Consider the following 12720-nt stretch of genomic DNA (forward strand, 5'->3'; position numbering starts at 1 on the left):
GACGGTGGCACCGGCTCGATCCAAGCCCCCGGGCCCAACCTTCGTCGCTCAGAGCGACCACTTGCCGCGAGGCGAGCATGGCGGGTCGGTGCCACTTGAGCACGAGTAGTACGCGAGAGGTCCACGTCCCTGTGACGTGGACCTCTTTCTGTTGAGAACAAAACGTTCTCAATCCCGCCGGGCTAACGCCTACTCGGTGGTAGGTGCGACGATCGGACGGCAAAACGCACAAACGCAGTAGCGAAAGCAGAGGAAGTCGGCCATGGCAACGGCGCCCAGCGTCTCCTACTCGATGACGGTCCGCCTGGAGGTGCCCGCGAGCGGAACCGCGGTCTCCCAGCTCACCACGGCCGTCGAGTCCAACGGAGGCTCGGTGACCGGCCTCGACGTGACCGCCTCCGGCCACGAGAAGCTCCGTATCGACGTCACCATCGCGGCCACCTCCACCGCGCACGCCGACGAGATCGTCGAGCAGCTGCGCCACATCGAGGGCGTCACGCTCGGCAAGGTCTCCGACCGTACGTTCCTGATGCACCTCGGCGGCAAGATCGAGATGGCGTCGAAGCACCCCATCCGCAACCGTGACGACCTGTCCATGGTCTACACGCCCGGTGTGGCCCGCGTGTGCATGGCGATCGCGGAGAACCCCGAGGACGCCCGCCGTCTCACCATCAAGCGCAACTCCGTTGCGGTCGTGACGGACGGCTCCGCCGTCCTCGGCCTCGGCAACATCGGCCCCAAGGCCGCGCTGCCCGTCATGGAGGGCAAGGCGGCCCTCTTCAAGCGGTTCGCCGGCATCGACGCCTGGCCGCTCTGCCTCGACACCCAGGACACCGACGCGATCGTCGAGATCGTCAAGGCGATCGCCCCCGGCTTCGCGGGCATCAACCTGGAGGACATCTCCGCGCCCCGCTGCTTCGAGATCGAGGCCCGGCTGCGCGAGGCCCTCGACATCCCCGTCTTCCACGACGACCAGCACGGCACCGCGATCGTCGTGCTCGCCGCCCTCACCAACGCACTTCGCGTGGCGGGCAAGGGGATCGGCGACATCCGCGTCGTCATGTCCGGCGCCGGCGCGGCCGGTACGGCCATCCTCAAGCTGCTCATCGCCGCCGGTGTGAAGAACGCCGTCGTCGCCGACATCCACGGTGTCGTGCACTGCGACCGCGCGGACCTGGTCGACGCCGCCGCCGACTCCCCGCTGCGCTGGATCGCCGACAACACCAACCCCGAGGGCCTCACCGGCACGCTGAAGGAGGCCGTGCGCGACGCGGACGTCTTCATCGGCGTCTCCGCCCCGAACGTCCTCGACGGCGACGACGTGGCCGCCATGGCCGACAACGCGATCGTGTTCGCGCTCGCGAACCCGGACCCCGAGGTCGACCCCGCGGTGGCCCGTCAGACGGCGGCCGTCGTGGCCACCGGCCGCTCCGACTTCCCGAACCAGATCAACAACGTGCTGGTCTTCCCGGGTGTCTTCCGCGGTCTCCTCGACGCCCAGTCCCGCACCGTCAACACGGAGATGATGATCGCCGCCGCGAAGGCCCTCGCCGACGTCGTCACCGAGGACGAGCTGAACCCGAACTACATCATCCCGAGCGTCTTCAACGACAAGGTCGCGGGAGCGGTCGCCGGCGCGGTCCGCGAGGCCGCGAAGGCCGCCGGCGCCACGGCCTGACCCCGGTCGAGGGTGGCCCGGCGGCGGCTCCGGCCGACTGTGACGGTCACCACGATGGGCCCGGATCCCGGCGCGTCGCGGGGGTCCGGGCCGTACGTACGCCTAGGGTGGCGGCCAGTCCGCCGTCCTGGCGGGCCGAGCGGGACCGGCGTGGACATGGCGCTTTTCGTGTGACTCCCAAGGGTGTTCGTGTGACTCCCATGGGTGCCGGATTGGCTTTCCCGCCGCAGGTGAGTGCAGGATGCGTCCCTGGGCGCGAGGGTCTGACGACGGACCCGGGTCCGCCTCAACGGCAAGAAGAACACGGGAGTAACAAAATGAACCGCAGTGAGCTGGTGGCCGCGCTGGCCGACCGCGCCGAGGTGACCCGCAAGGACGCCGACGCCGTGCTGGCCGCGTTCGCCGACGTCGTCGGTGACATCGTCTCCAAGGGCGACGAGAAGGTCACCATCCCCGGTTTCCTGACCTTCGAGCGCACCCACCGTGCCGCTCGCACCGCGCGCAACCCGCAGACCGGCGACCCGATCCAGATCCCCGCCGGCTACAGCGTCAAGGTCTCCGCGGGCAGCAAGCTCAAGGAAGCCGCCAAGGGCAAGTGATCCCGCCGCCCGTACGCCGCACGGCGGCGTACGAGGCCCGGTAACGCCAGTGGGGCGGCCTCCCGACACCGGGAGACCGCCCCACAGGCGTTTCACGGGCAGCACCTCAGCCCGACGGGCGAAGCGGCGGCCCGACGGAGGGTGCCTCAGCCCGACGGGCGGTGCCTCAGCCCGAGTGGGTGGTGCGTCAGCCGAGGGCCTTGCCCGGGAGTTCCACCTTCGCGCCGAGCTCCATGAGCTTCTCCATGAAGTTCTCGTAGCCGCGGTTGATGAGGTCGATGCCGTGGACGCGGGACGTGCCCTGGGCGGCGAGGGCCGCGATCAGGTACGAGAAGCCGCCCCTGAGGTCGGGGATGACCAGGTCGGCGCCCTGGAGCTTCGTCGGGCCCGACACGACCGCCGAGTGCAGGAAGTTCCGCTGGCCGAAGCGGCAGTCGGAGCCGCCGAGGCACTCGCGGTAGAGCTGGATGTGCGCGCCCATCTGGTTCAGCGCCGACGTGAAGCCCAGCCGGGACTCGTAGACCGTCTCGTGGATGATCGACAGGCCCGTGGCCTGCGTCAGGGCCACCACGAGCGGCTGCTGCCAGTCGGTCTGGAAACCGGGGTGGACGTCCGTCTCCAGGGCGATCGACTTCAGCTGGCCGCCGGGGTGCCAGAAGCGGATGCCCTCGTCGTCGATCTCGAACGCGCCACCCACCTTCCGGTAGGTGTTCAGGAACGTCATCATCGAACGCTGCTGGGCGCCCCGGACGTAGATGTCACCCTCCGTCGCCAGCGCGGCGGACGCCCAGGAGGCTGCCTCCAGACGGTCCGGGAGGGCCTTGTGCGTGTAGCCGCCGAGCGAGTCCACACCGGTGATGCGGATCGTGCGGTCGGTGTCCATCGCGATGATGGAGCCCATCTTCTGCAGGACGCAGATGAGGTCCTCGATCTCCGGCTCGATCGCCGCGTTCGACAGCTCCGTCACGCCCTCCGCGAGGACGGCCGTGAGCAGCACCTGCTCGGTCGCGCCGACCGACGGGTACGGCAGCCGGATCTTCGTACCGCGCAGCCGCCGCGGGGCCTCCAGGTACTGGCCGTCCTCCCGCTTCTCGATCTTCGCGCCGAACTGCCGCAGCACCTCGAAGTGGAAGTCGATCGGCCGGCCGCCGATGTCGCAGCCGCCGAGACCGGGGATGAAGGCGTGGCCGATGCGGTGCAGCAGCGGGCCGCAGAAGAGGATCGGGATGCGCGAGGAGCCCGCGTGGGCGTCGATGTCGGCGACGTTCGCGCTCTCCACGTTCGTCGGGTCCATCACCAGCTCGCCCGGTTCGTCCCCCGGGCGGACCGTTACGCCGTGCAGCTGGAGCAGCCCGCGCACCACCCGCACGTCGCGGATGTCGGGGACGTTGCGCAGCCGGCTCGGACCACTGCCGAGCAGCGCGGCGACCATGGCCTTGGGTACGAGGTTCTTCGCACCGCGGACACGGATCTCGCCACTGAGCGGGGTGCCGCCGTGTACAAGCAGTACGTCGTCAGAGCCGTTGACGGTCATGAATCTCGCGTTCCGTGGAGTAGGGCAGAGGGCGTTACGGCGTGGGGGACCGACCGGTTTTCCCGTTGTGCGGGAGCCGTTTCGGTGTGGGCCGGAAGGGCTAGCGTAAACGCCGCCCACCCCCCTTCCGTAAGCCCGAGTACTTCTCAGCCACGTCATGAGTTCGCCACAACACGAACCGTCCACGGCCGGGCACATGGGGTCACCGAACCGGCTCTGCGCGGGGTCCGCACCGGTGCGCCCTGAGCTGCGTTCACTCCGCTCCCGGGATTGGCTCCCCGCGCACGGGCAGGATGCGGGATCATGTCTGGCATGACCGAGGTGTCCTCGCTCACAGGGCGGCTGCTCGTGGCCACGCCCGCCCTGGCGGACCCGAACTTCGACCGCGCTGTGGTGCTGCTCCTCGACCACGACGAGGAGGGCTCGCTCGGGGTGGTCCTCAACCGCCCCACCCCGGTGGGCGTCGGGGACATCCTGGAGGGCTGGGCGGAACTCGCCGGCGAACCCGGGGTCGTCTTCCAGGGCGGCCCGGTGTCCCTGGACTCGGCGCTCGGCGTCGCCGTGATACCCGGCGGCGGCCCCGTCGACCGGGCCCCGCTCGGCTGGCGGCGCGTCCACGGCGCGATCGGGCTCGTCGACCTGGAGGCCCCGCCGGAGCTCCTCGCCTCGGCGCTCGGCTCGCTGCGCATCTTCGCCGGCTACGCGGGCTGGGGCCCCGGCCAGTTGGAGGACGAACTGGTCGAGGGCGCCTGGTACGTCGTCGAGTCGGAACCCGGCGACGTGTCGTCCCCCTCGCCCGAACGGCTCTGGCGGGAGGTCCTGCGCCGCCAGCGCAGCGAACTCGCGATGGTGGCCACGTACCCCGACGACCCTTCGCTCAACTGATGCGTGCGAGCCCCAGTACCCTTGGCGGCATGAGCACTCTTGAGCCCGAGCGCGGTACTGGTACGGGGACCCTCGTCGAGCCGACGCCGCAGGTGTCGCACGGCGACGGTGACCACGAGCGCTTCGCCCACTACGTCCAGAAGGACAAGATCATGGCGAGCGCGCTCGACGGCACGCCCGTCGTGGCGTTGTGCGGGAAGGTGTGGGTACCGGGTCGCGACCCGAAGAAGTACCCCGTGTGCCCCATGTGCAAGGAGATCTTCGACTCGCTCGGTGCGGGTGGCGGGGACGACGACGGCGGCGGCAAGAAGTAGCGGCCCGATGATGTGACCGCGGTACCCCGGAAGCGGGTACCGCGGTCTTTGCTGCGCCGGGCGCCCAGTGGCGCCGACGAACCCGCACCCCCGAGCCATCAGGCGCCCTCTCTTGGTCACAACTGGTCGAGACCTCTTGTGGTCATGTTCATGTACTCCATAGCCTCCGGTGTGTTGTAGAGAGCAGAACGCCCGTTGCAGAGAATGCAACACTCCGCACCCCCCTCCGGAGGACCACGCGCCATGAAGCTCGCCGCCCGACTCGTCGCCCCCGTCGCGGCCCTCGCCCTCGCGGGGCTCACCGCCTGCGCCCCCGGGACGTCCGACAACTCGTCCGCCGCGAAGGACGACAGAACCGGCACCCTGCGGCTCTGGCTCTTCCGGGAGGTGAGCAACGATCCGAAGGAGAAGGTCGTCGACCAGGTCGTCGCCGCCTTCGAGAAGGCGCACGACGGCGCGAAGGTCGAGGTCGAGTACATCCCCGTCGAGACCCGCGCCGAGCGCATGAAGGCCGCCTTCAACGACCCGAAGAGCGCCCCCGACGTCATCGAGTACGGCAACACGGACACCGCCGGCTACGTGAAGGACGGCGGACTCGCCGACGTCACCACGGAGTTCAACGGCTGGGCCGACGCCAAGGACTCCGACCCGACCGCCAGGACCTCCGTCACCGTCGACGGCAAGGTCTACGGCGCCCCCTTCTTCGTGGGCGTCCGCGCCCTGTACTACCGCACGGACGTCTTCGACGAACTCGGCCTGGAGCCCCCGAGGACGCTGGACGAGCTGACGACCGCCGCCCAGCGGATCCGCGCGGCCAGGCCCGAGCTGTACGGCCTCGTCGTCGGCGGCGCGTACACCTACGGCGCGATGCCCTTCGTCTGGGCCAACGGTGGCGAGATAGCCGAGGGCCGGGGCGGCTCGTACGCCTCCACCATCGACAGCGACGCCGCCCGCAAGGGCATCGAGACGTACACCTCCCTGTTCGGCGACGACAACTGCCCCGCCGCCAAGTGCGCGGGCATGGGCGGCAACGACACGGTCACCGCGTTCGCCGCGGGCAAGGCCGGTATGGCCATCGGCGGTGACTTCAGCCACGCCGCCGTGGAGGCCGGGAAGGTCAAGGGCAAGTACGCGGTCGTACCGCTTCCGGGGGTGAAGTCCGGTTCGGTGGCGCCGGCGTTCGCGGGCGGCAACAACATCGGCGTACTCAGGAGCACCCCGCACCGCACGCTCGCCGTCGACCTCATGAAGCGGCTCGCGTCCAAGCGGACCCAGGGCGCGCTCTTCGACGCGATGGGCTTCCTGCCGACGTACACCGACGTCCGGGCCGAGGCGGCGAAGAAGGAGCCGTTCATCGAGCCGTTCGTCAAGACGCTGGCCTCCGGGACCAGGTTCGTGCCGGTCTCGCCCGCGTGGGCCCGGATCGACGCGTCGCTCGTGCTGCCGACGATGTTCCAGGAGGTCGTCAGCGGCAAGAAGGACGTGGACGAGGCGTCCGAGGACGCGGCGGACCGGATGAACGACGCGTTCAGCTCCGTCGGGTGACGCCCGTGCCCACCAGCCCGGGTGGCACGGTGTGTTCGCGGGTGCGAGGCGGTCCCGCCGTCCCGCGCCCCCGCGCCCGCCCGCGGCGCGCCGCGGCCTGGACTCCCTGGCTCTATCTCGCCCCCGCGCTCGTCGTGCTCGGCGCGCTGCTCGTCTATCCCGTCGGCCAGCTCGGCCTGATCTCCCTGCTGGAGTACACCCAGGCGCAGGTCAGCGGCGGCGAACCGACCTCCTTCCGAGGGGCCGGGAACTACGTCGAACTCTTCGCGGACGCCCAGTTCTGGCAGGTGCTGCTGGCCACCGTCGGCTTCGCCGCGGCCTGTGTGGTGTCCACGCTGGCCGTCGGCTGCGCCCTGGCCGTGCTGCTGACCCGGGTGCGGGCCGTGCCGCGGCTGGCGCTGATGCTGGCCGCGCTGGGCGCGTGGGCGACCCCGGCGGTCACCGGCTCGACGGTGTGGCTGCTGCTGTTCGACCCCGACTTCGGCCCCGTCAACCGGGTGCTCGGGCTGGGCGACCACTCGTGGACGTACGGGCGGTACAGCGCCTTCCTCCTCGTCCTGCTGGAAGTGGTGTGGTGCTCCTTCCCGTTCGTGATGGTGACGGTCTACGCGGGCATCCGGGCCGTCCCGTCCGAGGTCCTGGAGGCGGCGGCCCTCGACGGGGCCTCGCAGTGGCGGATCTGGCGGTCGGTGCTCGCCCCGATGCTCCGCCCGATCCTCGTCGTCGTCACCATTCAGTCGATCATCTGGGACTTCAAGGTCTTCACCCAGATCTATGTGATGACGGGCGGCGGCGGTATCGCCGGCCAGAACCTCGTACTCAACGTGTACGCCTACCAAAAGGCCTTCGCCGCCTCCGAGTACAGCCTCGGCTCGGCGATCGGCGTGGTGATGCTGGTGATTCTGCTGGCGATCACCCTGGTGTATTTGCGGCTGCTCCGCGGACAGGGGGAGGAGCTGTGAATTCGACGGGATCCCGGCGGTGGCCCAGACGGCCCCGGCGGCTCGTCGCCGAGGCGTCCGCGCTGGTCATCGCGGTCGTGGTGGCGTTCCCGCTGTACTGGATGGTGTTGAGCGCCGTCAGACCGGCGGGGGAGATCGAGTCGGCCGAGGCCCGGCCCTGGACCCTCGCGCCGACACTGGATTCCTTCCACCGGGTCCTCGGGCAGCAGGAATTCGGCCGCTACTTCCTCAACAGCGTTGTCGTCGCCTGCGCCGTGGTGATCGCCTCCGCGCTGATCGCGTTTCTCGCGGCGACGGCGGTGACCCGATTCCGCTTCCGTTTCCGGACCACCTTGTTGATCATGTTCCTGATCGCCCAGATGGTGCCCGTGGAGGCGCTCACCATCCCCTTGTTCTTCCTGATGCGGGACGCCGGTCAACTCAACACCCTGGGCGCGCTGATCCTGCCCCACATCGCCTTCTCCCTGCCCTTCGCGATCTGGATGCTGAGGGGCTTTGTGAAGGCCGTACCGGTGTCCCTGGAGGAGGCCGCCCAGCTCGACGGGGCGAGCCGTTCCCGATTCCTGTGGCAGGTCCTTTTCCCGCTCGTCCTGCCGGGGTTGGTCGCCACCAGCGTCTTCTCCTTCATCTCGACCTGGAACGACTTCCTGTTCGCCAAGTCCTTCATCATCAGCGACACCTCCCGGTCGACGTTGCCGATGGCCCTGCTCGTCTACTTCGAGCCGGAAGAACCCGACTGGGGCGGCGTGATGGCGGCGTCCACGGTGATGACGATTCCGGTGCTGGTCTTCTTCGTGCTCGTCCAGCGACGGCTGGTCTCCGGACTGGGCGGAGCGGTCAAGGAATGACATGACAGAAAGTGACATGACGGAACTCGACGGAACGGAACTGATTCCGGCGCCCCGCCGCGTCTTCCGGAACCACCCCGGCCGCGGTCGCCTGGACGAGGGGACGCGGCTGGTGGCCGGGCCCGGCACCGAGGGCGTCGCGCGCTGGCTGCGGGCGACGGTCGGCGCCGCGACCGGATACGCCCTCGCGGAGGACGACGGGTCCGCGCCCCGGCTCACCCTGGGCATCGAGCCGGACCTGCCGCCGGAGGGCTACCGCGTGGTCATCGGCAGCGCCGACCACCTCATCCAGGGCGGCAGCGCGGCAGGCGTCTTCCGGGGCGCGCAGACCTTCCGGCAGCTGCTCGGCCCCGACGCCTACCGGCGGGCCCCCCTCAGTCCCGACCAGGACTGGGACCTTCCCGAGGTCACCGTCGAGGACGCCCCCCGCTTCGCCTGGCGCGGCCTCCTGCTCGACGTCGCCCGGCACTTCCTGCCCAAGGACCAGGTGCTGCGCTATCTCGATCTGATGGCCGCGCACAAACTCAACGTCCTGCACTTCCACTTGACGGACGACCAGGGCTGGCGGATCGAGATCGAGCGATACCCGAGGCTGACGGAGGTCGGTTCCTGGCGGGCCCGTACGAAATTCGGTCATAGGGCGTCACCGCTGTGGGAGGAGAAACCGCACGGCGGTCACTACACGCGGGACGACCTCCGCGAGATCGTCGCCTACGCCGCCGAACGGCATATCACCGTGGTCCCCGAGATCGACATCCCGGGACACAGCCAGGCCGCGATCGCCGCGTATCCGGAACTGGGCAACACCGATGTCGTCGACACGGCCTCCCTCACCGTCTGGGACACCTGGGGCATCAACGAAAACGTCCTCGCCCCCACGGACAACACCCTGCGCTTCTACGAAGGGGTCCTGGAGGAAGTCCTGGAACTCTTTCCCTCGACGTTCGTGCACATCGGCGGCGACGAGTGCGTCAAGGACCAGTGGAAGCGTTCGGCCACCGCGCAGGCGCGCATCCGGGAGCTCGGACTCACGGACGAGGACGGCCTTCAGTCGTGGTTCGTCCGGCACTTCGACAACTGGCTGACGGCGCGCGGGCGTCGCCTGATCGGATGGGACGAGATCCTGCGGGGCGGCCTCGCGCCGGGTGCGGCCGTGTCGTCCTGGCGGGGCTACGCCGGCGGCGTCACGGCGGCCCGCGCGGGCCACGACGTGGTCATGTGCCCCGAACAGCACGTGTACCTGGACCACCGTCAGCACGACGGGCCCGACGAACCGGTCCCGATCGGCTATGTGCGCACCCTGGAGGACGTCTTCCGGTTCGAGCCGGTTCCACCGGAGTTGACGCCCGAGGAGGCGCTGCACGTGCTGGGCACCCAGGCCAATGTGTGGACCGAGGTGATGGAGGACCCCGCGCGCGTGGACTACCAGGTGTTCCCGCGGCTCGCGGCCTTCGCCGAGGTGGCCTGGAGCCGGCTGCCCGCGCCCGCCGAACGGGACTTCGCCGACTTCGAGCGGCGGATGACCGCCCACTATCGCCGACTTGACGCCCTGGGGGTCGGTTATCGGCCGCCCGGCGGGCCCCGCCCGTGGCAGCGGCGCCCCGGGGTGCTCGGACGCCCGATCGAGGGGGCGCCCCCGAACGTGTGAGGCGGCGGCGCCCGCGCGCGTCCGAAAGCCGATGCCCCGCGAGATGGCCCTCACCTGGAACAAGAGGCGCAAGAATCACTGAAGGTCAGCAAAAAGAACCTGTGGGAGATCCCGTACCAAAACGGACCATTCCCGAGGTGAGGTGGGCGAATGCCTCCTAGCGGACCCCCGCGTTCGGGCCTCGCGAGAATGTGCCAGAGTTGCCACGTCCGCCCTGTCAGCACGTACCGTACGGCAACACAGGCGGACCAGCAGGGGCAGCGGGAAGGGGCAGCCGGTTTGACCACGCACGCACCGCAGACGGCGCAGGCCGTGACCCTGCCCGGCTCGCTCGACGAGGCCGTGGCGGCCCTCGCCGCCATGCCCTGGGCGGTTCCGGTGGCGGGCGGCACGGACCTCATGACCGCGGTCAACTCCGGGCAGCTCAGGCCCGCCGCGCTGGTCGGGCTGGGCAGGATCAGCGAGATCCGCGGCTGGCAGTACCAGGACGGACACGCCCTGCTCGGCGCCGGACTGACGCACGCCCGGATGGGGCGCCCGGACTTCGCGGCGCTCATTCCGGCGCTCGCCGCCGCCGCGCGCGCCGCCGGACCGCCGCAGATCCGCAACGCGGGCACCCTCGGCGGCAACATCGCGACGGCCGCCCCCACGGGGGACGCGCTGCCGGTGCTGGCCGCCCTGGAGGCGACGCTGGTCATCGCGGGCCCGGACGGGGCCCGCCGGGAGATGCCCGTCTCCCATCTGCTGGCCGGCATGGAGATGCTGCGCCCCGGCGAACTGATCGGATTCGTGCGCGTGCCGCTGCTGCACGCCCCCCAGGTCTTCCTGAAGGCCACCGGGCGGACCGGCCCCGGCCGCGCCGCCGCCTCGGTCGCCCTCGTCCTCGACCCCGCCCGGCGCGGGGTGCGGTGCGCCGTCGGCGCCATAGCGCCGATGCCGCTGCGCCCGCTGGACGCCGAGGCGTGGGTCGCCGGGCTGATCGACTGGGACGGCGAGCGCACCCTGGTCCCCGAGGCGTTGCAGGCCTTCGGCGAGTACGTCGCCGCCGCCTGCATCCCGGACCCGGCCCCCGAGGTCGACGGCTCCGTGCCACCGCTTCCGCCCGCCGTACTGCACCTGCGGCGCACCGTCGCCGCGCTGGCCCGACGAGCACTGGGGAGGGCGCTGTCGTGACCGACGACCAGCACGGAGAGGGCACCGGGCAGCAGGGGGGCCAGAGCGGCTGGGAGCGACTGCCGCAGGGCGACTACGACGACGGCGCCACCACCTTCGTCCAGCTCCCCGAGGGGGGCATCGACGCGCTGTTCGCCGCCGACAGCCCGCTCGCCGCGCCCGGCCACGGCTATGTGCCGCCGCCCATAGCGGCCAACCCGCCCGGCGCCGCCGGGACCGACCCGTCCGGCACGGGCTCCTGGTCCATGCCGGCCGAGGGCACCCAGTGGCACGACCCGAACGCCGGGCAGCAGCAGCCCCCGGCGCAGGACGGCTTCACGTACAACCCCGGCTCGACCGGGCAGTGGACGTTCGAGGAGCCCGCCGCGCAGGAAGGCGCCGCACCCGGTCACGACGTGACCGGCGAGTGGTCGATCCCGGTCGCCGGAGGTGACCTTCCGGACGAATCGGGCGAGTTCAGTACGTCGGCCCTGGTCGAGCAGTGGGGCGGCACCCCGCCCGCCACCCTGCCCGGCGGCGCCCCCGCGCCCTGGGCGACGGAGCAGATCGGCACCGCGTGGACCGCGCCGCCGCCGAAGCGGGCCGAGGAGGGCGCCGCCGAGGAACCCCCGGCCGACGCGTCCGCCGAGGCCCCCGCAGAGCCCTCCGGCGCTCCCGCCGAGGCGCCGGCCCCCGACGCCGCCGAGGAGACCCCCGAGGCCCCCGAGGGCACCCAGGAGCCCGCCGGGAGCGACGAGCAGGCCGCCGAGGCCGACGGCGACCCCACGGGCCCGCAGGAGCCGGGGACGCCCGCCGAGGCGTCCGACGCGGAGGCCCCCGACGCCGAGGACGCGGACGCCGCGGACCCGGCCGCCGAGCCCACCCCGCCCCCGCACGACGACCACCCCCTCGCCTCGTACGTCCTGAGCGTCAACGGCGCCGACCGGCCCGTCACCGACGCCTGGATCGGCGAGTCGCTGCTCTACGTGCTGCGCGAGCGGCTCGGCCTCGCGGGCGCCAAGGACGGCTGCTCCCAGGGCGAGTGCGGCGCCTGCAACGTCCAGGTCGACGGCCGCCTCGTGGCCTCCTGCCTGGTGCCCGCCGTCACCGCCGCGAGCAGCGAGGTGCGCACCGTCGAGGGGCTCGCCGTCGACGGGCAGCCCTCCGACGTGCAGCGGGCGCTCGCCCGGTGCGGCGCCGTCCAGTGCGGCTTCTGCGTGCCCGGCATGGCGATGACCGTGCACGACCTCCTGGAGGGCAACCCGGCGCCCACCGAACTGGAGGCCCGCCAGGCGCTGTGCGGCAACCTCTGCCGCTGCTCCGGCTACCGCGGCGTGCTGGCGGCCGTCCGCGACGTCGTCGCCGAACGCGCGGCGCACGCGGCCGGCGACGGCGACACCGGCGCCGACACCGACGAGGCGCGCATCCCGCACCAGGCGGGCCCCGGCGCCGGCGGCGTCAACCCGGCGGCGTACGAGGCCCAGGGGACCCCGCCCCCGGCCCCGAACGACCCCGGCCAGTCGTACGGCGGCCAGGGCCTGTCCTTCGGGGGCCA

The 12720-nt window shown here is 71.3% G+C and carries 11 protein-coding genes; 10 read left to right on the plus strand and 1 reads right to left on the minus strand.

Annotation, left to right across the window (positions count from 1 at the left end):
• The first annotated feature begins 262 nt into the window (after positions 1 to 262).
• Entirely contained in the window at positions 263 to 1678 is a 1416-nt protein-coding gene (locus SMA5143A_RS19865) for an NAD-dependent malic enzyme (protein WP_107464238.1), read from the plus strand.
• Positions 1679 to 1995: 317 nt separating this feature from the next.
• Positions 1996 to 2277, plus strand: a complete 282-nt coding sequence (locus SMA5143A_RS19870) for an HU family DNA-binding protein (protein ID WP_055512725.1) — start codon at positions 1996 to 1998, stop codon at positions 2275 to 2277.
• A gap of 187 nt (positions 2278 to 2464) precedes the next feature.
• Here the strand turns inward: SMA5143A_RS19870 and murA are convergent, their stop codons facing one another.
• Positions 2465 to 3811 (minus strand): UDP-N-acetylglucosamine 1-carboxyvinyltransferase, encoded by a 1347-nt coding sequence (murA, locus tag SMA5143A_RS19875; RefSeq protein WP_055537783.1) that lies wholly within the window; start codon positions 3809 to 3811, stop codon positions 2465 to 2467.
• 312 nt (positions 3812 to 4123) lie between these two features.
• Here murA and SMA5143A_RS19880 point away from each other — a divergent pair, with 312 nt between their 5' ends.
• From SMA5143A_RS19880 to SMA5143A_RS19915, 8 genes are all read left to right on the plus strand, one after another.
• Positions 4124 to 4696, plus strand: a complete 573-nt coding sequence (locus tag SMA5143A_RS19880) for a YqgE/AlgH family protein (RefSeq protein WP_107464239.1) — start codon at positions 4124 to 4126, stop codon at positions 4694 to 4696.
• Positions 4697 to 4725: 29 nt separating this feature from the next.
• Complete coding sequence (locus tag SMA5143A_RS19885; protein WP_079049583.1) at positions 4726 to 5010, plus strand: DUF3039 domain-containing protein; 285 nt, start codon at positions 4726 to 4728, stop codon at positions 5008 to 5010.
• Positions 5011 to 5253: 243 nt separating this feature from the next.
• Positions 5254 to 6555 carry an extracellular solute-binding protein gene (locus SMA5143A_RS19890; RefSeq protein ID WP_107464240.1) on the plus strand — a complete coding sequence of 434 codons (1302 nt, stop codon included), beginning with the start codon at positions 5254 to 5256 and terminating at the stop codon, positions 6553 to 6555.
• Between the two features lie 29 nt (positions 6556 to 6584).
• The gene (locus SMA5143A_RS19895) at positions 6585 to 7517 is read left to right on the plus strand and encodes a carbohydrate ABC transporter permease (protein WP_375136523.1); all 933 of its coding nucleotides are present in this window, start codon (positions 6585 to 6587) and stop codon (positions 7515 to 7517) included.
• On the plus strand, positions 7514 to 8365 hold the full coding sequence (locus tag SMA5143A_RS19900) for a carbohydrate ABC transporter permease (RefSeq protein ID WP_107464242.1): 852 nt from the start codon (positions 7514 to 7516) through the stop codon (positions 8363 to 8365). Before SMA5143A_RS19895 ends, SMA5143A_RS19900 begins: the two co-directional genes overlap by 4 nt.
• Position 8366: 1 nt before the next feature.
• The gene (locus tag SMA5143A_RS19905; protein ID WP_375136522.1) at positions 8367 to 10013 is read left to right on the plus strand and encodes a beta-N-acetylhexosaminidase; all 1647 of its coding nucleotides are present in this window, start codon (positions 8367 to 8369) and stop codon (positions 10011 to 10013) included.
• A gap of 279 nt (positions 10014 to 10292) precedes the next feature.
• Positions 10293 to 11186 (plus strand): FAD binding domain-containing protein, encoded by an 894-nt coding sequence (locus tag SMA5143A_RS19910; RefSeq protein ID WP_107464244.1) that lies wholly within the window; start codon positions 10293 to 10295, stop codon positions 11184 to 11186.
• Positions 11183 to 12720, plus strand: a 1538-nt coding sequence (locus SMA5143A_RS19915; protein ID WP_107464245.1) for a 2Fe-2S iron-sulfur cluster-binding protein, incomplete at its 3' end; no start/stop codon positions are given. The genes SMA5143A_RS19910 and SMA5143A_RS19915, both read left to right, overlap by 4 nt.

The organism is Streptomyces sp. MA5143a, assembly GCF_900290235.1.
GTDB lineage: Bacteria > Actinomycetota > Actinomycetes > Streptomycetales > Streptomycetaceae > Streptomyces.